The organism is Ramlibacter sp. (assembly GCF_050250995.1).
Classification (GTDB): domain Bacteria; phylum Pseudomonadota; class Gammaproteobacteria; order Burkholderiales; family Burkholderiaceae_C; genus Ramlibacter.
On sequence record NZ_JBFWNP010000011.1, the window covers coordinates 45,188 to 65,297 of the forward strand.

The window sequence follows — 20,110 nt, forward strand, 5'->3', positions numbered from 1 at the left end:
CCGAGATGCAATCCCGAATCCTCCGAGCCATCGCGGCGGCCTGCATGCTGTCCATGCTGGCGCCGCCTTTCGCGGTCGCGCAGCGCGCCAGCGAACCCGTCACGCTCAACTTCGTCAACGCCGACATCGAAGCCGTCGCCCGCACCATGGCCGCCATGATCGGCCGCAACGTCGTCGTCGACCCGCGCGTGAAGGGCACCATGACGCTCTCGACCGACCGGCCCGTGCCGCCGGCCGCGGCCTTCAACCAGTTCGCCGCGACCCTGCGCCTCTCGGGCTTCACCGTGGTGGAAGCCGGCGGAATCCTCAAGGTCGTGCCCGAGGCCGACGCCAAGCTGCAAGGCGGCGCGGTGTCCGTCGACGCGCCGCGCGGCGGCAGCCAGATCGTGACGCAGATCTTCCGGCTCAACCACGAGAACGCCAACAACCTCGTGCCGATCCTGCGGCCGCTGATCAGCCCCAACAACACGATCAACGTGAACCCGGGCAACAACGCGCTGGTGATCACCGACTATTCGGACAACCTGCAGCGCATCGCCCGCATCATCGCGGCACTCGACGTGTCGAACGCGACCGACGTCGACGTCATCAACCTCAAGCACGCGCTCGCCTCCGACCTGGCGCCGGTGGTGCAGCGGCTGGTCGAGGCGAGCGGCTCGGCCGGCGGCACGATCGCGCCGCAGCCCGGCCAGGTGGTGGCGGCCGGCGGCGGCGGCGACACCTTCCGCACTACCGTCATCGCCGAGCCGCGCAGCAATTCGCTCGTGGTCCGCGCGGCCAACACGGCGCGCCTGAACCTCGTGCGCTCGCTCGTGGAGCGCCTCGACCAGCCCGGCGCGACCTCGGCCAACGGCAACATCCACGTGGTCTACCTGAAGAACGCGGATGCGACACGCCTTGCGGCCGTGCTGCGTGCGGCCGTGGCGAGCATGCAGTCCGCCAACAACCCGGCGGGCGGCGGGCTCGCCTCGGGCGGGGGCGCCGCGCCGGTCGTCACCACGGCCGGCGTCGCTCTGGGCGGCGGCGGCACCGCGGCGACGGCGCCGATCCAGGGCGCGGCGCCGCCTTCCACCGGCGGCCAGATCCAGGCCGACCCGGCGACCAACTCGCTCATCATCACGGCGCCCGAGCCCCAGTACCGGCAGCTGCGCGCGGTGATCGACAGCCTCGATGCGCGGCGCGCGCAGGTGCTGGTCGAAAGCCTGATCGTCGAAGTCACGGCGAACAAGGCGGCCGAATTCGGCATCCAGTGGCAGAACCTCCTGGGCACGCAGAACAGCAGCGTGATCGGCTTCCTGGGCACCAACTATCCCGGCGGCGCGGGCACCGGTGTCGGCGCCAACATCATCGACCTCGCCGTCGGTGCGGCCAGCGGCACCGCGCGGCCGGGCGCGGGCGTGAACTTCGGGCTGGCGCGCAACATCAACGGCACCTTCGTGCTCGGCCTGCTCGCGCGCTTCCTGCAGAACGACGGCGACGTCAACATCCTCTCCACGCCCAATCTCGTGACGCTCGACAACGAGGAGGCCAAGATCGTCGTCGGCCAGAACGTGCCCTTCGTCACGGGCCAGTACACCAACGCCAACGCGGGCGGCGCGGGCTCGGTGAACCCGTTCCAGACGATCGAGCGCAAGGACGTCGGCCTCACCCTGCGCGTGCGCCCCCAGATCAGCGAGAACGGCACGGTGAAGATGCAGATCTTCCAGGAAGTGTCGAGCGTCGACGAATCCACGCGGGCGAGCGCGAGCGGCCTCACCACGAACAAGCGCTCGATCGAATCGAACGTGCTGGTGGAGGACGGCGGCATCGTCGTGCTCGGCGGGCTGATCGAGGACCGGCAGGGCGACACGCAGCAGAAGGTGCCCATGCTCGGCGACCTGCCCGGCGTGGGCAATCTGTTCAAGAGCGAGGTGCGCACGCGCAGCAAGACCAACCTGATGGTGTTCCTGCGGCCCATGGTGCTTCGCGACGCCGCGCAGACCGAGGCGCTGTCGCTCGACCGCTACGACATGATGCGCAACCGTCAGGAAGCCTCGCAGCCGGCGCCGACGGTGTTCTCGCCGGCCACGGGCGGCGGCCCCGTGCTGCCGCCGCTGACCCTGACGCCGCGCATGACGCCGGCGACGCCGATGCCCGTCGCCCCGCAAGCGACGCCGCAAGCCGTCCCGCTCGTGCGCTGAAGAATGACAGCCCCCACGCTTGTCACTTCGTGTACTGCGCTGCCCCCCGAGGGGGCTTCAGCCGCCTTGAGGCGGCTCGGCGGCGGCTGATGCGCTACCCCCTTCCCTACGCCTTCGCGCGCAGCCATCAGCTGCTGCTGGAAGACGACGGCCAGCAGCTCGTGCTGTGGCACGCCGGCGCGCCGGCCGCCGGCGCCTTCGGCGAGGTCATGCGCAAGCACGGCGTGCGCGCGCTGCAGCAGCTCGACGCGGGCGCGCTCGCGCAGCGCATCAGCGCGGCCTACGCGCAGGGCGAGTCGAGCGCGGCCACCGTCGTGAGCGAGGTGCAGAACGACGCCGACCTCTCGCGGATCATGCAGGAGCTGCCGGCGGTCGAGGACCTGCTGGAGGCCAGCGACGACGCGCCCATCATCCGCATGCTCAATGCCCTGCTCACGCAGGCGGCCCGCGACGGCGCGAGCGACATCCACATCGAGCCGTACGAGCGGCACTCGTCGGTGCGCTTCCGCGTCGACGGCACGCTGCGCGAAGTGGTGCAGCCCAATCGCGCGCTGCACGCGGCGCTGATCTCGCGCCTGAAGATCATGGCCGACCTCGACATCGCCGAGAAGCGCCTGCCGCAGGACGGGCGCATCTCGCTGCGCATCGGCACGCGGGCGGTGGACGTGCGCGTGTCGACGCTGCCGAGCGCGCACGGCGAGCGCGCCGTGCTGCGGCTGCTGGACAAGAGCGAGAGCAAGCTGAGCCTCGAGTCCGTGGGCATGACGGGCGAGACGCTGCGCCGCTTCCTCGAGCTCATCGCGCAGCCGCACGGCATCATCCTCGTCACCGGCCCCACCGGCTCGGGCAAGACGACGACGCTGTACGCGGCGCTGAGCCGCCTCGACTCGTCGGCGGGCAACATCATGACGGTGGAGGACCCCATCGAGTACGAGCTCGCGGGCATCGGCCAGACGCAGGTCAATCCGAAGATCGACCTCGATTTCGCCAAGGCGCTGCGCGCGATCCTGCGCCAGGACCCCGACGTCATCATGATCGGCGAGATCCGCGATTTCGAGACCGCGCAGATCGCGATCCAGGCCTCGCTGACCGGCCACCTCGTGCTCGCGACGCTCCACACCAACGACGCGCCCAGCGCCGTGACCCGTCTCACCGACATGGGCGTCGAGCCCTTCCTGCTGTCCTCCTCGGTGCTCGGCGTGCTGGCGCAACGGCTCGTGCGCAAGCTGTGCCCGCATTGCCGCCAGGAAGTGAACGGCGCGTGGGCGCCGCGCGGCTGCGAGCACTGCGGACACACGGGCTACCAGGGTCGCACGGGCGTGTTCGAGCTGATGGTCGCGGACGACCGCACGCGCGAGCAGATCCACAACCGCGCATCCGAAGCCGAGATCCGCGAGGCCGCGCTCGCCTCGGGCATGACCTTGATGCGCGACGACGGCGACCGCCTCGTGCGCGAGGGGATCACCTCCCGGGAGGAAGTGGTGCGCGTGACGCGCGATTGAACGCGCGAATGAAGGCTCAGGCGCCGTCGACCGCCGCGGCGTCCGCCACGGGCGCGCGACCCGCCAGTGCCTGGTCGCACCGCAGCACCATCACCTTGGCCACGATGTCCTGCGGATACGCCTTCACGATCTCACGGTAGCGATCGCGGGCGAGCGCCCACTGCTCGTCGTGGAATGCCTCGTAGGCATCGTTCGAAAGCGCGCACAGCTTCACGATTTCCGGCGACGCCGCCAGTTCGGGGTCGCCGCCCTTGATGCCCAGGACCTCGAACACCTCCATCTCCTGGCGCCGGCCCTTCACCGTGACGGAACCCAGGCGGCGCTGCACGAGACGCTCGCCGGCCTCGCGGAACACCGGCTGGCTCACGCACACGCGGGTGCCGAATTCCTTGTTCGCGCCTTCGAGCCGCGACGCGAGATTCACGCCGTCGCCCATCACCGTGTAGCTCATGCGCTCCATCGAGCCGATGTTGCCGACGATCACCGCATCGGCGTGGATACCCACGCGCACGTTGAGCGGCGCAAGGCCCTCCTCGGCCCAGCGCGCATTGAGCGCGTCCATGCCGCGCTGGATGCGTACGGCCGCGGCGCAGGCGTGGTACACGTGATCCTCGAGCGTGGCGGGCGCGCCCCAGAAGGCCATGACGCCGTCGCCGATGAACTTGTCGATGGTGCCGTGCTCGTGGTTCACGGCACGCGTCACCACGGCGAAGTACTCCGAGACCCGCGTGAGCATTTCCTTCGACGAGGTCTTCTCCGCCCAGGTGGAGAACGACTCGAGGTCGGTGAACATCACGGTGAGGAACTGGCTGCGGCCGCCGAGTTCGAGCTTGTTGCCCGGGCCGATCAGCTGGCGCACGAGGTCGCGCGGCACGAACGCCGAAAACGCCGTGATCGCGTTCTGCAGCGAAGTGACCGCGCTCGCGAGCGATCCGATCTCGCGAATGCTCGACGTGACCGGCGGCCCCTTGTGCGGCTCGAAGTTCTGCACCTCCAGCACCTGCTGCTCGAGCCGCTCCAGCGGTCGGGCGATGCGCCGCGAGAATGCATAGATCAGTGCCACCTGCAGCGCGATGGCGATGAGCCCGAACATCAGCAGCTTCTCGTTGTTCGCCTTCCACTCGCCCACGAAGTCCTCGAGCGGCGCGAGGATGATGACCTCCCACTCCTTGCCGAATTCCCGGGGAAAGGGCGAGAACATCGCCGCGTATTCCTCACCCTTGAACTCGAAGGTGAAGCGCGCCTGCTGGCGCGCCGTGCGCTGGCTGTAGGCGACCGCGAACAAGGGATCGGGCAGCTCGTTCACGCGCACGCGGCCCAGGCTGCCGCTCGCTTCGCGCTTGAGCGCCTGCTTCGAGTCCGGGTGGGCGACCAGCATGCCTTCGTTGTCGACGATCACCGACAGGGAGTGCTCGCTCACGGGTCGCTGCTTCAGGAAGGCCGACAGGCTGTCGAGCAGGATGTCGATGGCGAACACGCCCTCGAGCTTGCCGCCGGAGTAGAACGGCATCGCGACCGTGACGCCCGGCAGGCCGGTGGTGGCGTAGATGTAGGGGTTGGAGATGACCAGGTCCTTCTTCTCCACGGCATCGCGAAACCACGGCCGCACGCGCGGGTCGTACTGCGTCGGCGCGTCCGCCGTGCCGATGGGCAGGTGCTTCGCGTCGAGGAAGTCGTAGCGGTCGGAGGGCACGCCCCCGGCGCGCCGGTCGATCCAGCGGCTGGCATAGCGCGTCGCTTCGGGCGGCGCCGCGTTGTGGACCCTCAGTCCCTTGGGCACGCGCAGTGCCATGCGGTAGGACCCGTCGGCGAAGCCGACGTAGACGCTGCTGATCTCGACGCTGTGGTTCACCGTCTCGAGCATCGACGCGAGCGCGGTCTCGTTGCGATAGAACTCGGGCTGTTCGCCGGCAAGCCGCGCGCTGATGCGGGCGAAGGACGCGATGGGATCGAGCAGCGAGCGTGTATGCGAAATGGTTTCGAGCCGCGCGCGTTCCATCGACTTCTCGGCGGTCTCGCGCGCGAGCGCGTCGTTCGACTTGTAGCCGACCCAGATGGCCGCGCCGAACACGGGCAGCACCATGGCGATGAAAAGCGCGACGATGCTCGGTCGCAGCCGCCAGCCGCGCAGGCCCAGGATTTTCATCGCGCCCCCTTCCCGGTTCAGGACCGTGCCGCGGAGCGGCCCACCCGCTCCGGCGGATTCCCGTTGCCCGGCTCGCGCACCGGCGCCTGCGGGCCCCGCTCGTCTTCGATGGGCGGCGCGGTGGGTTTGGGGGTGCCGGTCGGCTCGGGTGGAATCGTCATGCTTCTTGTTTCCGTATTCTTGGCGCGAGGTCAGTCCATTCTCGCGCCGGAGCGCTTGACCGCGTCGGCCCAGCGCGGCGTTTCCTGCTGCAGGTATCTGGCGAAATCCTCGTGGCCGAGAAAGGCCGGGTCGGCGCCCTGCGCGATCATGCGGTTGCGGATGTCCGGGCTCGTGAGGACCTGCCGGAACGCATCGCTCAGGCGCGCCGCGACATCCTTCGGCAGGTTGGCCGGCGCCAGGAAGCCGTAGAAGCCGACGACCTCGAAGCCGGGGATGCCGCTCTCGATCACCGTCGGAATATCGGGCAGCGCCGGGTTGCGTTCGCGGCTGGTGACGGCAAGCGCGCGCACCTTGCCCTGCTTGTGATACGCGGCGGCCTGCGGAATCGACTCCGCCATGAACTGCACCTGCCCCGCCATCAGATCGGTGAAAGCGGGCGCGCTGCCGCGGTAGGGGATGTGGACCATGAACAGCCCGCTCGCGTTCTTGAACATCTCGGGCACGAGGTGGCTGATGCCGCCGTTGCCCGCCGAGCCGTAATTCACCTGGCCCGGACGCGCCTTCGCATACGCGACGAACTCGCGCAGATTCTTCGGCGGAAGGTTGGGATTGACCAGCAGCGCGAGCGGCTGCATCGCCGTGCGCGCGATGGGTGTGAAGTCGCGCAGCGTCTGGTACGGCAGCTTCGCGTAGAGGGCGGGGTTGATCACCATCACGCCGGTGTTCGCGAGCATGAGCGTGTAGCCGTCGGCCGGCGCCTTCATCACGTCCTGCGCGCCGACGGTGCCGCCCGCGCCCGCCTTGTAGTCGATGATGAGCGGCTGGCCCAGCACGGCCTGCAGCCGGTCGGCGAGCAGGCGCGCGTGCTGGTCGAGCGGCCCGCCCGCGGGAAAGCCGATGACGAGGCGGATGGGCTTTTCCGGAAAGGCCGCATGCGCGACGCTTGCAGCGGCCAGCAGCAGGACGGCTGCCACGGTGCGGATCGGCGTTCTCATGCGCGCAACGCCGCCAGGACCTGGTTGCCGCGCGTCTGCGCCGCCACGTGGCTCTGCATGGTCATCGGATGCTTCGGGTCGACCGTGATGTCGCGGATCTTGCCGGTGGCATGGTTGAGGATGCCGCGGATGGAGTCGTTCGTGAGGTCGAGCGGCGAGAACTCGAAGCCGCACGCCTGCATGTATTCGACCGAGTACTGCTTCAGCCGGCGGAAGTAGTCGTGGCCGATGTCGAACACCTGGCGTTTGGCGCCGGGGTTGCGGATCATCTCGCCCTCGTTGTCGAACAGCTGCACGAAGGTCATGAGGCTGCCGCAGATTCCCGAGTTGAGCGTGAGCATCGGGATCAGCGGACTGGCGCTGCACCCTTCCTTGAAGAACGCGGTGAAGCGCGCCGTGTCGCTGATGATGCCGGTGCCGTCGATGCGGGGCGCGAGGTCGCCGCGGATCGCCTGGCCGGTGCCGCCGTCGGCCTTGCGCTCGTGGCCCGGCGAAGGCTGCAGCTGCGCGCGCGCCTTCTCGGCCGCGAACTCGATGCGCGCCTTGCCGAGGAAGGTCTTGATGGCTTCGTTCTCGACCGCGCGCGCGATCATCTTGACGATCCATTCCATCGCCGACATCGCCGCTGCCACCACGCTGCCGAGGCCGGGGCCCAGCAGCGTCGCGGCCGACTTGGCGGCGCCCTTCAGGATGTCGAGCAGGCCCTTGAAGATGCCGATGGTCATCGAATGCTCGATGTTGTTGGCGATCTCCTCAGGATGGCCCGGCGTGATGTTGATCTTGCGCCGGTCGAGCCACGCCGCGATGCGCGTGCAGGCCGCGTCGATCGTGCGCACGAGGCCGGTGCCGATGTCGATGGCGCCGCCCACGAAGGGCGCCGCGTTCTTCATCACCATGTCGACCGCGAACTTCACGACGCCCTTGATGACGGCGCCGAGCGCGGTCCCGACGAACATGCGGTCCTGCAGCTTGCGCGTCACCGTCGTCGCCAGCCCGTCGAACACGCTGTAGAGCTTGTCGAACAGGTCCTTCGCGAGCAGGTACAGCGCCCGCGCCGCGTCGGCCACCAGAGCGCCCGCGATGACGACGGGCGCGGCCAGCGTGGCGCCGACCGCGAGGCCGGTGCCGACGAAGTAGCGGCCATGTTCGTAGGCATCGCCGATCGCGGACGCCGCCGCCGTCACCGCGGTGCCGGTGCAGGGAAACCAGGTCCGGGGCTCGCCGATCGGCGGCGGCTTGGCCGTGACGGAGCCACCCTTGCCCGTGATGCCGCCCACGAGCGCCAGGCCGCCGCGGCCCGCGCCGATGGCCTGGCCGCCCGTGACCGCGCGCCCGCCGACGGAGCCCACGCGCATGCCGCTGGAGGAGGCCGCGTTGCCGATGTCGTTGAAGTTCGTGGTGAGCGACGAGCCCACGGTCGCGCCGACGCAGCTCACGCCCTCGAGCACGAGGTTGAAGACGTCGGCCTGGATCTGGATGTTGCCCAGCAGGTAGAGCACGCCGTAGCGCGAGTGCGGGATGTCGTGCGCATTGATCATCGTGCGCGCCGCATGATCGAGCTCCGCGGCGCGGCGCGTGGTCATGCGCACCGAAGGCGGCGCCACCTCGTTGTACATCCACTCGAGCAGGCCACCGCTCGCCGTGTTGCGCGCGCACATGTTCCAGTAGCCGCCGTGCTCCACCAGGTAGTCCTGGAGGATGCGATAGAGCTGCTTGCGCTTGAACTCGGTTTGCGACTCGTAGTAGGCCGCATAGGCGAGGTCGAGCCGCTGCGTGCTCGGACTGCGGCGGCTGAACGTGAGCGAGGTGCGTTCCCGGAATTCCTCGGGCGTGACCCAGGTGAGCGGTTTCGTGGCCATGACTTGTCCTCCTGGGGCGTGGGAGGACGATCTTCGGGCGTCCACGCCATCGGTGTCAATTCAAGATTCCCGTTTCCGGGCGATCGCTTTCAGCGTATCAGCGTCACCGCAGCGGAAAACGTCACGAAAGCGGCGGCCGTCGTGACCAGGATGATGCGTGCGATGCGGCCGGTGTCGGCGCCGAACCGCTCAGCCAGCAGGGACACGTTGCTCGCGCTCGGCAGCGCGGCGACCAGCGTCATGGCCCCGAGCGTGGAGGCTTCGAGCGGCAGGCCGAGCGCGCGCGCCGCCGTGCCGGCGCCGAAGACGAGGACTGGATGCACCACGAGCTTCGCGAGCGCGACGGGGACGTAATCCGCCAGCGGCATCGGCCCGTGTTCGTGGACCGCGGCGAGGTGCTGGGACCGGTACAGCACGGCGCCGATGGTGAAGAGCGCCACCGGCGATGCGGCATCGGCGAGGAGGCCGATGGTATTCATCACGGGCGCGACCGGCTTCCATCCGAGCGCCGAGGACAGCCCGCCCAGCAGGATCGCCCAGGGCATCGGGTTCAGCGCCATGCCCTTGAGCGCCTTCTTCGCGGCTTCCGATGCGCCGTGCTCGTCGGCCGAGTCGAGGCGCGACAGCGCGATGCACAGCGAACTCGTGACCACGAGATCGAGCAGGATCGTGAGGATCGCCGGACCCGCCGCCGCCGCGCCGAGCAGCGCGACGAGCAGGGGCACGCCCATGAAGCCGGTGTTGGGAAACGCCGCGACGAGGGCACCGAAGGCCGCATCGTTCCAGCGGATGCGCGTGTTCAGGCTGAAGTAGATGGTGCCGGCCACCATGAGCAGCGCGCAGGGCAGGTAGACGGCCACGGCGAACGGATCGAGCAGCTGCGCGATGGGCGTGCTCGCGCCGAAGCGGTACAGCATGCACGGCAGCGCGAAATAGAGCACGAAGGTATTGAGGCCGCCGATCGCATCGAGCGGCAGCATGCGCCGCCGCGCGGCCACGTACCCCGCCAGGACCAGCGCGAAGAACGGGAAGGTGACGAGCAGGATGTCGAGCATCGCCGCGTATTCTCCGCGCAACCGCGGTGCGTACATTCGCACCGGCCCCGGCCGGTGCGCTCGGTATGATTCGCCGCTTCCCCCGCAGCCTTCCCGCCCGAATGTCCGGCCTCAATCTCGCGCAGCAAGAAGCAGTCAACTACCTGCACGGGCCATGCCTCGTGCTTGCCGGCGCGGGCTCGGGCAAGACGCGCGTCATCACGCACAAGATCGGACGGCTCATCCAGTCGGGGCTCGATGCGAAGCGCATCGCGGCCATCACGTTCACCAACAAGGCCGCGGCCGAAATGCGCGAACGGGCGAAGTCGCTCGTCGGCCGGGCGGCGAAGGACGTGCTGATCTGCACCTTTCACGCGCTCGGCGTGCGCATGATGCGCCAGGACGGCGCGGTGCTCGGCCTGAAGCCGCAGTTCTCCATTCTCGACAGCGACGACGTCACCTCGATCCTGAAGGACGCCGGCGGCTCCACCGATGCGGCGACGGCGCGCCAGTGGCAATGGACGATCAGCGCGTGGAAGAACCAGGGACTGAACGCGGCGCAGGCCGAGGCGCACGCAAGGGACGACAACGAGCGGGTCACCGCGCGCATCATGGCGCGCTACGAGGAGCGGCTTACCGCGTATCAGAGCGTCGACTTCGACGACCTGATCGGCCTGCCGCTGAAGCTGCTGCGCGACCACCCCGACGTGCGCGAGAAGTGGCAGCAGTCGCTCGGCCACGTGCTCGTCGACGAATACCAGGACACCAACGCGACGCAGTACGAGCTGCTCAAGCATCTCGTCGGCGAGCGCGGCCGCTTCACCGCCGTGGGCGACGATGACCAGTCGATCTACGGCTGGCGCGGCGCGACGCTGGACAACCTGCGCCGGCTGCCGCAGGACTATCCGCAGCTGAAGGTGGTGAAGCTGGAGCAGAACTACCGCTCCACCTCCGCCATCCTGCGGGCGGCGAACAACGTCATCCAGCCGAACCCGAAGCTGTTTCCCAAGACGCTGTTCTCCGAACTCGGCGAGGGCGAGCCCGTGCGCATCGTCGACTGCGACAACGAGGAGCACGAAGCCGAGCGCGCCGTCGCGCGCATCCAGTCGATCCGCGCGAACGGCCTCGGCAAGGAGTGGAGCGACTTCGCGATCCTCTATCGCGCCAACCACCAGGCGCGCGTGCTCGAGCAGGCGATGCGCAAGGCACAAATCCCGTACAAAGTCTCCGGCGGCCAGAGCTTTTTCGACCGCGCCGAAATCCGCGACCTGTGCGCGTGGCTGCGCCTGTGGGTCAACAACGACGACGACCCCGCGTTCCTGCGTGCCGTGACCACGCCCAAGCGCGGCATCGGCCACCAGACGCTGCAGTCGCTCGGCAACTTCGCATCGAAGTACAAGCTGAGCCTGTTCGAGGCGCTGTTTTCGCCGTCGCTCGGCGCCTCGCTCGCGTCGCGCGCGGTCGCGGGGCTGCACGAGTTCGGCCGCTCGGTCAACGACCTCGAATACCGCGCCCGCCATACGCTGGGCGCGGAAGACGCGCGCGCGTTCCTGAACGACTGGCTGAAGGACATCGGCTACGAGAAGCACCTGTACGACGGCGAGGACAACGAGAAGGTCGCGGCTGCGCGCTGGACCAACGTGATGGAGTTCTGCGACTGGATGGCGAAGCGCTGCGGCGCCGAGATCGACGACACGGCCGGCGTCCAGATGGCGGGCGAGAAGAAGAGCCTGCTCGAAGTCGCGCAGACGATCGCGCTGCTGTCGACGCTCAGCGAGCGCGAGAAGGACCAGAACGTGGTGACGCTGTCGACGCTGCATGCGTCCAAGGGCCTGGAGTGGCCGCACGTGACGCTGGCCGGCTGCGTGGAAGGCATGCTGCCCTTCAAGCCGGAGGACGACGACCAGCGCGGCTCGCCCAGCGAGGCGACGCTGGCGCGTCTTCAGGAAGAGCGGCGCCTCATGTACGTGGGCATCACGCGCGCGCAGCGTTCGCTCTCGGTGAGCTGGAGCAAGCGGCGCAAGAAGGGCCGCGAGATGGTGGCCGCGCAGCCGAGCCGCTTCATCGCCGAGATGGCGCTGAACAAGGAGACGACGAAGGAAGATCCGCGCGAGAAGCTGAAGGCGCTGCGGGCGGAGTTCGCGAAGCGGGCGGCGGCCGCGGCGCCGGTGGTGCCCACGTGAATCCGACGATGCGCGCAACGGTTTCCCGTGTCCTGCTCGCGGCTTTCTTCGCGGCCGCCGCGCTGCCCGTCCACGCCTGCCCCAAGGCCGAAGACGTGCGCGCAGTCGAGCTGCATGGCTTGTGGCGTGCGGAATTCGAGGGCGTCTCCAGCGGCGCCACGCTGCTGCTCGAGAAGCATCCCGAATGGGTGGAGAGCGTGGCCGGCGCGATCAATCGAGACGGCGCGCGCAGCCTCGTCTCGGGCGAGCTGGAGACCGGCGACTTCACCCTGGAGGAATCCGCAGACGGCATTCACATCGCCGCGGTGTGGGACGGCGCGATCGTCGACGGCTCGTGCGGCCGCGAAATCCGCGGCACCTGGACGCGCGACGGCGAGACGGCAGGTCGCGCGTTCAGGCTGCGCAAGCTCGATTGATTTCCCCGGCGCGCGGCTACCTGGGATACAGGACGAGCTGGGTGCAGCGGAAGAGCGCGAGCGTGCGTCCCGTCTCGCGATGCGTGACCACGGCGTCCCACACCTGCGTCGTCCCCCCGAGGTGCGCCGCAGTCGCAGCGCAATCGAGCGTGCCATCCAGCGTGGTGCCGAGGTGATTGGACTTCAGCTCGATGGTCGTGAACCCGTTCGCGCCTTCAGGCAGGTTGGCACGGCAGCCGTAGCCGCAACAGGTATCGGCCAGCGTGACCAGGCTGCCGGCATGCAGGTATCCGTTGGGCGCCATCAGCTCCGGTCGCACCGCCAGTTCCGCGCGCAACTCCCGCCCGTTCACGGACAGCACGCGAATTCCGAGGTAGCCGGGCAGCTTTCCCACGCCGGCATCGTTGAAATCGTCTGCAGTCATCCAGGTCGCTCCTTGCTGATGTTCACGTCTTCAGCTCGCCAGGAATGCTAGTACCTTCGGCACGAAGTCGGCATGGAACTGGAACACCGCGCCATGTCCGGAATCGGGATAGAGGATGAGCTCGGCGTTCGGAAGCCGCTGCGCCAGGTCGCGCGTGTTCTTGCTCGGCACCATGCGATCACTGTCACCGTTGGCGACGAGGACAGGTTGGTGGACCCGGGACAGGTCCGCAGCTTCCTTCGCGCCCCAGCGGCGCAGTGCCTTCAATTGCGCCTCTCCTGGGCGATCATCCCGCCCATCGAGAACCCGAACAGGTCCACTTGGTCCAGGCGCTGGGCCTTGATGAAGGTGATGGCGTCCCTGGCCATTTCCTCGATCGATGCCGAAGGCTTCCCGCTCGACGCACCCACGCCTCGATTGTCGAACGCGATCACGCGGTGCCTGGCTGCGATGCCGTCGACGATGCGGGGATCCCAGTTGTCCAGCACCGCGGCCAGATGGACGAGGAACACGACCGGCGGGCCGGCATGGTCCGTCCCCAGTTCGCGATAGGCGAACTCCACGCCCCCTGCGGTGATCGTCCGCGTTGGAACGTCCTTCCAGGTGGGCTGCGATGCATGCGACGCGTTCATGGTGCTCCTAGCCGGCCAGCGCCGGATAGTCGACGTAGCCTTTGGGACCCGGGGTGTAGAAGGTGGCCACGTCGACGGGGTTGAGCGGCGCGTCGACCTGCATGCGCTGCACGAAGTCGGGATTGGCGAGGAACGGTTCACGTGGGCGTTGAGGAACTGCTCGATCAGGTAGCCGTTGGCGGCATGCAGCTCGACGCCGTCGAATCCGGCTTGCACGGCGAGCCGGGCCGAAGCCGCGAACTCGCCGACGGCCGCAGTCATGGCCCGCGGCGCGCTGTGCGGCTGCATGCCCTGCCCGTCGGTGAACATCTCGCCGGGGCAGGCATCGGCCGTCGGACCCAGCACTTGCCCACCGGGCGGCAGGTTCGCGACATGCGCCACGCGGCCCGTGTGCATCAACTGCACGAAGATCTTGCCCCCCTTGGCGTGGACCGCATCGGTCACCGCCTTCCAGCCTCGCACCTGCGCATTGTTGAAGAGCCCTGGGATGCGCGCATAGCCGAGGCCGTTCGGCGAGGGCGAGGTGCCCTCGGTGACGATCAGGCCCGCGGTTGCGCGCTGGCCGTAGTAGTCCGCCATCAGCGCGTTGGGGGTGTTGGCCTCGACGGCACGACTGCGCGTCATCGGCGCCATGACGGCACGGTTGTCGAGTTGAAGCGAAGGCGTCGCGAGAGGTTCGAAAAGCATGGGGTCCTTGGATGGAAGAGGTCGCTGCCAGGCGGAGCTTGGGCGATGGCGCGCAGTCCGGGTCAGGCCGGCTGCGGCAGGTAAGTCGGACGGGCCGCCGTCATCCCCTGCTTGACCTGCAGGGTGACGTCATCGGCCAGCACTTCCTCCAGACCCGACTCGAGTCCGTCGAGCGCGCGCCTGACGATGTCTCCGGGGCTTGTCTTGGGCACATCGATCCCTCGCGTGAGGTCGGTGTCGACATACGCCATGTGCAGCGCAAGCACTTGCGTGGCCTGCCCGGCCAGCTCGCTGCGCAGGGCATTGGTGAGCGACCAGGCAGCGGACTTGCTGGCCGCATAGGCGGCCAGCTCGCCGCCGTTGACCCAGGAGGCCACGGACAGCACATTGAGCAGTGCGCCGCCGCCGTTCTGCTTGAGCGCCGGCGCGAACGCCTTGCTGACGCGCAGCACCGAGAAGAAGTTGGTCTCGAAGATGCGCCTGGCGACGGCTTCGCTGTCGGGCGCGAGAAAACCGCCTGGCTGCGCGATCCCCGCATTGTTGATCACGAGCGTCACGTCCGAGGCGAGCGCGGCGGCGGCAGCAACCTCCTCCGGCTTGGTGACGTCGAGTCGCAGGGGCTGGACACCGGCTTGCGCGACGGAAGAAGGCTCACGCGCGCCGGCGTACACCTTGCGTGCACCGCGGGCGAGCAGCTCGCGCGTGAAGGCCAGGCCGATGCCGCGATTGGCGCCCGTGACGAGGACGACGGCGTTCTTGATCTTCATGGGGATCTCCGGGTTGGGAATGGGAGCAAGTGGTTCAGGCGAGCTTGACGACGACCTTGCCCTTGGCGCGTCCTGCATCGAGGTAGTCCATGGCTTCATTGGTGGCTTCGAATGGATAGACCCGGTCCAGCACGGGGCGGATGGTCCCGGACTCGACCAGGGCAGCGATCTCGCGCAGCTGGCTGCCGTTGGCCTTCATGAAGAGAAACTCGTAGCCGACGCCCCGGTCCCTGGCCTTGCGCCGGATGCCGGCGCTGAGCAGGCGGATCACCAGCTTGACGAAGCCGGGTGCGGCGATGTCCTGGCCGAATGCGGGGTCGGGCGGGCCGGAAATGGAAATGAGCTTCCCGCCCGGCCTGAGCACCCGCAGTGACTTGTCCAGCGTCTTGCCGTCCTGGCTGTGCAGGACCACGTCGTAGTCGCGCAGCACCTGTTCGAAGTCCTGGCTCCTGTAGTCGATGGCGACGTCGGCGCCGAGGCTCTTCACCAAGGCCATGTTGGCCGTGCTGGTGGTGGTGGCGACGGTGGCGCCGAGGTGCTTCGCCAGCTGGATGGCGAACGTGCCCACGCCGCCCGAGCCCGCCTGGACGAAGACCTTCTGGCCCGGCTTCAGCTGGGCCCGCTCGACCAGCGCCTGCCACGCGGTCAGGCCCACCAGGGGAATGGAAGCGGCTTCTTCCATGCCGATGCCCCTTGGCTTGAGCGCGAGGGAGGTTTCCTTGACCGCAACGAATTCGGCCAAAGTGCCGATGCGGAAATCGTCGGTCCGCGCATAGACCTCATCCCCCGCCTTGAACTGCCGCACGCGCGGCCCGACGGCGACCACCACCCCGGCGACGTCGTGACCCAGGATGAGCGGCATGCGATACGGCAGGATCAGCTTGAATTCACCGTCCCGGATCTTCGCGTCCAGCTGGTTGAGGCCGGCCGCATGGACCTGGACCAGGACGTCGTCCTCGCGCAGTTGCGGGGTTTGAACGTCCGCCGCCTGCAAGGGGCGACGCTTGCCGTACTGCTCGAGGACGAAAGCCTTCATGATTTGTTTCCTGGCGATTTTCGTATGATGCTCATCATATTCTGGATCAAGCGAACCGGCCGCATACACGGGCGTGGTTCAGTCGCTTGCGGGACGGAGGTGTTTCAGCGCGGCCTGGCGCAGGTCATCCGACAGCGCGGGCTCGTCGACCGCGCGCGCCAGCAGCAAGGCCCCGACCATGGTGGCGACGGTCGCAAGGGCGCGTTCGTGGGCGCCGGGTCGGCCCCAGTCGGGTGACTGGCGCGCCACCAGGTCGTTCATTTCCTTGATCCGCAAGGTGGCCGCGCGCCGGACCTCGGGCGCCTGGCGCGGCATCTCCGAACCGAGCGCGGCCACAGGACAGCCGAGCTCCGCGTTCTCCACGTGCTCCCTGGAGAGATAGGCGCGCAGCATGGCCGCCAGCGCCTTCTCCGGCGGCACCCGGGCAGCTGCCTTCGCCACTGCGGCGAGGGACTCCGCGCCCGCCCGATCCGCCGCTTCGGCCAACATGGCCTCGCGCGATGCGAAATGCGCATAGAAAGCACCATGCGTGAGGCCGGCCTCCTTCATGATGTCCGCAACCCCGGTGCCGTCGTAGCCGCTGCGACGGATCGCCCGCGCTGCCGCCGACACGATCCGGTCGTGCGAGGCTTCCTTGGCAGCAGCTCTGGCGTGGGGTGCCTTGTTTCGCATGACACCCATCATACGTCGTTCCGCCGAACAGCGCAAAAGGCGGCTGCGGCTTGCCTCGAGGACGAGTGCGCGGCCGCGCTGGACCTCGACAGGGTCAAAGGACCACGTCGTACTCGATGGTCAGCGGCGCGTGGTCGCGCACAATCCTGTCCATGCCATCGCTCGCCCCGACCAACAAGGCCGAAGCCTTCGAGCTCGCCTTCGAGTTCTCGCCCGTGGGCATGTGCATTACCGAGAACCGCGTGGTCACGATCTGCAACGCCGCCTTCGGCAGGATGTTCGGCTACGCGACCGGCGAACTCCTGGGCAAGCGGCTCGAGCCGCTCTATCCGTCCCACGAGGAGTACGTCCACATCGGCAATGTCGGCCTGCCGATCATGCGCGAGACGGGCACGTACAGCGACGAGCGGATCATGAAGCGTCGCGACGGCTCGCTGTTGTGGTGCCACGTGGCCGGGCGGGCCCTGGACCGCTCGGACCCTTTCGCCTGCGCCGTCTGGATGTTCGAGGACATTTCCGCCAAGCGGCCGCTGGTGGGCGACCTGACGGTTCGCGAGCGCGAGATCGCGCGCCAGCTGATGACGGGCGGCACCAGCAAACAGATCGCGCGGGTGCTTGGCATCAGCCCGCGAACGGTGGAGGCGCATCGCGCGCGGCTGATGAAGAAGCTCGGAGCCTCCAACCACGGCGATCTCGTGGCCCGCCTGATCGGCAACAGCTGATCGCTGCGGCGCCGCCGGGGATTCACCCTGACGTAGTTCTACGCTCTGGCCGCGCATGCTGCGGCGCACTACGCTTCGCGCACTCGTGTCCCTCCCGGAGAAAACCGTGACCCAGGCGCAGATCGTCGGCTGGAGCCATCTGCCGTTCGGCAAGTTCGGTAGCCTCGACCTCGAATCCCTCGTCGGCGGCTTGAAGGCCAAGGGCCACTCCATCGGCGCGACCGGCGTCTCGATGCACGTGCTCGCCTGCATGCAGCTCACTGGCACGGCGGCAGACATCCAGTCGCCGGTCGCGCGCCTCGGCGCCGTGTTCAACATGGGCGGCTACGCGGTGACAAGCTGCGCGTCGATCCTGGAGGCGGCCCGGTGAACCTCGCGCTGTCGCTGCGCCGCATCGCACTGGCGGAACCGCAACGCCCCGCCCTGTACTCGGGCGAGCAGCTCCTGCTGACGTACGGCAACCTCGCCGATCGCAGCGCGCGCATCGCGCAGTCGCTGCGCGCCGCGGGGCTGGAAAGCGGCGACCGCGTCGTGCTGTTCATGCGCAACCACCCGGCCTGCCTGGAGCTGCTGTACGCCGCGTGGTGGGCCGGGCTCGCCGTGGTGCCGGTCAACGCCAAGCTGCACCTGCGCGAGGCGCAGTGGATCACGGAGCACTCCGGCGCGCGCTGGGCCTTCGTCACGGCGGACGTCGGAGCGGGACTGCAGGTGCCGGGGCGCTGCATCGACGTGGACGCGCCGGAGTACGCGGCCCTGGCGCAAGCCGCGGCCGCCACGATCGTGGACCGCGCCCCCGGCGACCTCGCCTGGCTGTTCTACACAAGCGGAACCACCGGTCGGCCGAAGGGCGTGATGCTCACGCACGGTAACCTGCTGACGATGGCGCTCGCCTATTTCGCGGACGTCGATGCCGTCGACCCGCGCGATGCGATCGTGTACGCGGCGCCTATGTCGCACGGTGCCGGCCTGTACGCGTTGCCGCATGTGATCGCTGGCGCCCGCCATGTCGTGCCCGCCTCGGGGGGCTTCGACGCGGCGGAGCTCTTCGGCCTGGCGCGCGGCTTCGGTCGCCTGTCGATGTTCGCCGCGCCAACCATCGTCAAGCGCCTCGTCGACCACGCCGAAGCGCACGACCTGGATGGGGAGGGCTTCAAGACCATCGTGTATGGCGGCGCGCCGATGTATGCGGAAGACATCCGGCGCGCGCTGAAGGTCATGGGCCCGCGCTTCGTGCAGATCTACGGCCAGGGCGAAAGCCCGATGACGGTCACCGCGCTCTCGCGTCGTCACCTCGTGGACAAAGCCCACCCGCGCCATGCCGAACGCATCGCCTCGGTTGGCGTCGCGCAGGCGCCGGTGGAAGTGCGCGTGGCCGATAAGGACGGCACCCCGCTGCCGCTGGGCGATGTAGGCGAAGTGCTCGTGCGTGGCGCCACCGTCATGCCCGGGTACTGGCGCGACCCTGCCGCCACCGAAGCCGCCATCCGCGACGGCTGGCTGTTCACCGGCGACATGGGCGCGCTCGATGCCGACGGCTTCCTGACGCTGAAGGACCGCAGCAAGGACATGATCATCAGCGGCGGCTCCAACATCTATCCGCGCGAAGTGGAGGAAGTGCTGCTGCTCGCGCCCGGCGTGGCCGAAGTGTCGGTGGTCGGCGCGCCCGATCCCGAGTGGGGTGAAGTGGTGGTCGCGTTCGTGGTGGCGCGTCCGGGCCACGCGCTTGACGCCGCCGCGCTGGACGCGGTGTGCCTGCAGCACATCGCACGCTTCAAGCGCCCCAAGCGCTACGAATTCGTTGGGCAGTTGCCGAAGAACAACTACGGCAAGGTCCTGAAGACCGCGCTGCGCGAACAACTGAAGGAAGAAAGAACATGAGCGATAGCCCTCCCCTGCAAGGCCGACGCGCGCTGGTCACCGGCTCCGTGCAAGGCATCGGCCTGGCGATCGCGGAGGCCATCGCACGCCAGCGCGCCGATATCGTGCTGCACGGCCTGGCCACCCCGGCGCAGGCGCACGAGGCGCGTCGCGTCATGCTGGAGGCCGGCGCCCCGCGAGTGGACGTGTTCACGCACGACCTGCGCGCCCCCGCCCACGTCGAGGCAATGATGCAGGAGGCGCTGGCCGCGGGCCCCATCGACATCCTGGTGAACAACGCCGGCATCCAGCACACCGCGCCACTCGCTGACATGCCGCGCGCGAAGTGGGACGACATCATCGCGATCAACCTGTCGGCGGCCTTCGACACCATGCGCCTCGCGCTGCCGCCCATGGCGCAGCGCGGCTACGGGCGCGTGGTGAACATTGCCTCCGTGCACGGGCTCGTGGCATCGATCCACAAGGCGCCGTACGTGGCGGCCAAGTTCGGGCTGATCGGCATGAGCCGCGTGGCCGCGCTGGAATACGCCGGCGCCGGCTCGCGCGCCACCGGCGGCGTCACGGTCAACTGCATCTGCCCCGGCTGGACCGAAACGGCAATCATCCAGCCGCAGATCGACGCGCGCGCGCACGGCCTGGACGTGTCGCGCGACGAGGCGATGCGCGACCTGCTGCGCGAGAAGCAACCGAGCGGACGCACGTCGCTGCCGACGGAGATCGCTCGCGTGGTCACTTGGCTTTGCGAACCGGCGGCGCACAACCTGACCGGGGTGGCAATCCCCGTCGACGGCGGCTGGACAGCCCAGTGATCCGGG

Annotated in this window: 18 protein-coding genes and 1 pseudogene; 8 read left to right on the forward strand and 11 right to left on the reverse strand. The window is 68.7% G+C overall.

Annotated features, from left to right (window positions below):
* The first annotated feature begins 5 nt into the window (after window positions 1–5).
* Together gspD and gspE are read left to right on the forward strand one after the other, a co-directional pair.
* Window positions 6–2,180: a type II secretion system secretin GspD gene (gspD, locus tag AB7E83_RS10310; RefSeq protein ID WP_428568710.1), complete on the forward strand. Its 2,175-nt coding sequence runs from the start codon at window positions 6–8 to the stop codon at window positions 2,178–2,180.
* Window positions 2,181–2,269: 89 nt separating this feature from the next.
* Complete coding sequence (gspE, locus tag AB7E83_RS10315) at window positions 2,270–3,682, forward strand: type II secretion system ATPase GspE (RefSeq protein WP_428568713.1); 1,413 nt, start codon at window positions 2,270–2,272, stop codon at window positions 3,680–3,682.
* A 16-nt stretch (window positions 3,683–3,698) separates the two neighbouring features.
* Here the strand turns inward: gspE and AB7E83_RS10320 are convergent, their stop codons facing one another.
* The 5 genes from AB7E83_RS10320 to AB7E83_RS10340 all read right to left on the reverse strand — a co-directional run bounded on the left by AB7E83_RS10320 (window position 3,699) and on the right by AB7E83_RS10340 (window position 9,899).
* A complete protein-coding gene (locus tag AB7E83_RS10320; RefSeq protein ID WP_428568715.1) occupies window positions 3,699–5,828 on the reverse strand; it encodes an adenylate/guanylate cyclase domain-containing protein in 2,130 nt (709 codons plus the stop codon).
* 17 nt (window positions 5,829–5,845) lie between these two features.
* Window positions 5,846–5,989, reverse strand: a complete 144-nt coding sequence (locus AB7E83_RS10325; protein WP_428568718.1) for a hypothetical protein — start codon at window positions 5,987–5,989, stop codon at window positions 5,846–5,848.
* A 30-nt stretch (window positions 5,990–6,019) separates the two neighbouring features.
* Window positions 6,020–6,985, reverse strand: a complete 966-nt coding sequence (locus AB7E83_RS10330; RefSeq protein WP_428568721.1) for a Bug family tripartite tricarboxylate transporter substrate binding protein — start codon at window positions 6,983–6,985, stop codon at window positions 6,020–6,022.
* Window positions 6,982–8,844, reverse strand: coding sequence for a hypothetical protein (locus tag AB7E83_RS10335; RefSeq protein WP_428568724.1), 1,863 nt, complete (start codon window positions 8,842–8,844; stop codon window positions 6,982–6,984). The genes AB7E83_RS10330 and AB7E83_RS10335 overlap by 4 nt, the downstream gene beginning before the upstream one ends.
* 89 nt (window positions 8,845–8,933) lie before the next feature.
* Window positions 8,934–9,899 (reverse strand): AEC family transporter, encoded by a 966-nt coding sequence (locus AB7E83_RS10340; protein ID WP_428568727.1) that lies wholly within the window; start codon window positions 9,897–9,899, stop codon window positions 8,934–8,936.
* A 101-nt stretch (window positions 9,900–10,000) separates the two neighbouring features.
* Here AB7E83_RS10340 and AB7E83_RS10345 point away from each other — a divergent pair, with 101 nt between their 5' ends.
* On the forward strand, window positions 10,001–12,061 hold the full coding sequence (locus AB7E83_RS10345) for an ATP-dependent helicase (RefSeq protein WP_428568730.1): 2,061 nt from the start codon (window positions 10,001–10,003) through the stop codon (window positions 12,059–12,061).
* An 8-nt stretch (window positions 12,062–12,069) separates the two neighbouring features.
* The gene (locus AB7E83_RS10350; RefSeq protein WP_428568732.1) at window positions 12,070–12,477 is read left to right on the forward strand and encodes a hypothetical protein; all 408 of its coding nucleotides are present in this window, start codon (window positions 12,070–12,072) and stop codon (window positions 12,475–12,477) included.
* Between the two features lie 16 nt (window positions 12,478–12,493).
* Here the strand turns inward: AB7E83_RS10350 and AB7E83_RS10355 are convergent, their stop codons facing one another.
* The 6 genes from AB7E83_RS10355 to AB7E83_RS10380 all read right to left on the reverse strand — a co-directional run bounded on the left by AB7E83_RS10355 (window position 12,494) and on the right by AB7E83_RS10380 (window position 16,707).
* A complete protein-coding gene (locus AB7E83_RS10355) occupies window positions 12,494–12,901 on the reverse strand; it encodes a PaaI family thioesterase (protein ID WP_428568735.1) in 408 nt (135 codons plus the stop codon).
* A 30-nt stretch (window positions 12,902–12,931) separates the two neighbouring features.
* Window positions 12,932–13,168: an alpha/beta fold hydrolase gene (locus AB7E83_RS10360; RefSeq protein WP_428568737.1), complete on the reverse strand. Its 237-nt coding sequence runs from the start codon at window positions 13,166–13,168 to the stop codon at window positions 12,932–12,934.
* Window positions 13,165–14,220 (reverse strand): alpha/beta fold hydrolase, encoded by a 1,056-nt coding sequence (locus AB7E83_RS10365; protein ID WP_428568739.1) that lies wholly within the window; start codon window positions 14,218–14,220, stop codon window positions 13,165–13,167. Before AB7E83_RS10365 ends, AB7E83_RS10360 begins: the two co-directional genes overlap by 4 nt.
* A 62-nt stretch (window positions 14,221–14,282) precedes the next feature.
* Window positions 14,283–14,987, reverse strand: a complete 705-nt coding sequence (locus tag AB7E83_RS10370) for an SDR family oxidoreductase (RefSeq protein WP_428568742.1) — start codon at window positions 14,985–14,987, stop codon at window positions 14,283–14,285.
* 34 nt (window positions 14,988–15,021) lie between these two features.
* Entirely contained in the window at window positions 15,022–16,023 is a 1,002-nt protein-coding gene (locus AB7E83_RS10375; protein WP_428568743.1) for an NADP-dependent oxidoreductase, read from the reverse strand.
* A gap of 78 nt (window positions 16,024–16,101) precedes the next feature.
* Complete coding sequence (locus tag AB7E83_RS10380) at window positions 16,102–16,707, reverse strand: TetR/AcrR family transcriptional regulator (RefSeq protein WP_428568746.1); 606 nt, start codon at window positions 16,705–16,707, stop codon at window positions 16,102–16,104.
* A 140-nt stretch (window positions 16,708–16,847) separates the two neighbouring features.
* On the opposite strand from AB7E83_RS10380, the gene AB7E83_RS10385 reads away from it, so the two are divergent.
* The 4 genes and pseudogenes from AB7E83_RS10385 to AB7E83_RS10400 all read left to right on the forward strand — a co-directional run bounded on the left by AB7E83_RS10385 (window position 16,848) and on the right by AB7E83_RS10400 (window position 20,104).
* The gene (locus AB7E83_RS10385) at window positions 16,848–17,417 is read left to right on the forward strand and encodes a LuxR C-terminal-related transcriptional regulator (RefSeq protein ID WP_428568749.1); all 570 of its coding nucleotides are present in this window, start codon (window positions 16,848–16,850) and stop codon (window positions 17,415–17,417) included.
* Window positions 17,418–17,601: 184 nt separating this feature from the next.
* Window positions 17,602–17,787 (forward strand): annotated as a pseudogene (locus AB7E83_RS10390) (thiolase C-terminal domain-containing protein); the annotation flags it as partial.
* Entirely contained in the window at window positions 17,784–19,295 is a 1,512-nt protein-coding gene (locus tag AB7E83_RS10395) for an AMP-binding protein (protein WP_428568752.1), read from the forward strand. The pseudogene AB7E83_RS10390 and the gene AB7E83_RS10395, both read left to right, overlap by 4 nt.
* Complete coding sequence (locus AB7E83_RS10400) at window positions 19,292–20,104, forward strand: 3-hydroxybutyrate dehydrogenase (RefSeq protein WP_428568754.1); 813 nt, start codon at window positions 19,292–19,294, stop codon at window positions 20,102–20,104. Before AB7E83_RS10395 ends, AB7E83_RS10400 begins: the two co-directional genes overlap by 4 nt.
* Window positions 20,105–20,110: the final 6 nt, after the last annotated feature.

Coding starts and splice junctions, on each gene's coding strand:
- gspD (WP_428568710.1), top strand. CDS start 6: ATGCAATCCCGAATCCTCCGAGCCATCGCGGCGGCCTGCATGCTGTCC.
- gspE (WP_428568713.1), top strand. CDS start 2,270: ATGCGCTACCCCCTTCCCTACGCCTTCGCGCGCAGCCATCAGCTGCTG.
- AB7E83_RS10320 (WP_428568715.1), bottom strand. CDS start 5,828: ATGAAAATCCTGGGCCTGCGCGGCTGGCGGCTGCGACCGAGCATCGTC.
- AB7E83_RS10325 (WP_428568718.1), bottom strand. CDS start 5,989: ATGACGATTCCACCCGAGCCGACCGGCACCCCCAAACCCACCGCGCCG.
- AB7E83_RS10330 (WP_428568721.1), bottom strand. CDS start 6,985: ATGAGAACGCCGATCCGCACCGTGGCAGCCGTCCTGCTGCTGGCCGCT.
- AB7E83_RS10335 (WP_428568724.1), bottom strand. CDS start 8,844: ATGGCCACGAAACCGCTCACCTGGGTCACGCCCGAGGAATTCCGGGAA.
- AB7E83_RS10340 (WP_428568727.1), bottom strand. CDS start 9,899: ATGCTCGACATCCTGCTCGTCACCTTCCCGTTCTTCGCGCTGGTCCTG.
- AB7E83_RS10345 (WP_428568730.1), top strand. CDS start 10,001: ATGTCCGGCCTCAATCTCGCGCAGCAAGAAGCAGTCAACTACCTGCAC.
- AB7E83_RS10350 (WP_428568732.1), top strand. CDS start 12,070: ATGCGCGCAACGGTTTCCCGTGTCCTGCTCGCGGCTTTCTTCGCGGCC.
- AB7E83_RS10355 (WP_428568735.1), bottom strand. CDS start 12,901: ATGACTGCAGACGATTTCAACGATGCCGGCGTGGGAAAGCTGCCCGGC.
- AB7E83_RS10365 (WP_428568739.1), bottom strand. CDS start 14,220: ATGCTTTTCGAACCTCTCGCGACGCCTTCGCTTCAACTCGACAACCGT.
- AB7E83_RS10370 (WP_428568742.1), bottom strand. CDS start 14,987: ATGAAGATCAAGAACGCCGTCGTCCTCGTCACGGGCGCCAATCGCGGC.
- AB7E83_RS10375 (WP_428568743.1), bottom strand. CDS start 16,023: ATGAAGGCTTTCGTCCTCGAGCAGTACGGCAAGCGTCGCCCCTTGCAG.
- AB7E83_RS10380 (WP_428568746.1), bottom strand. CDS start 16,707: ATGATGGGTGTCATGCGAAACAAGGCACCCCACGCCAGAGCTGCTGCC.
- AB7E83_RS10385 (WP_428568749.1), top strand. CDS start 16,848: ATGCCATCGCTCGCCCCGACCAACAAGGCCGAAGCCTTCGAGCTCGCC.
- AB7E83_RS10400 (WP_428568754.1), top strand. CDS start 19,292: ATGAGCGATAGCCCTCCCCTGCAAGGCCGACGCGCGCTGGTCACCGGC.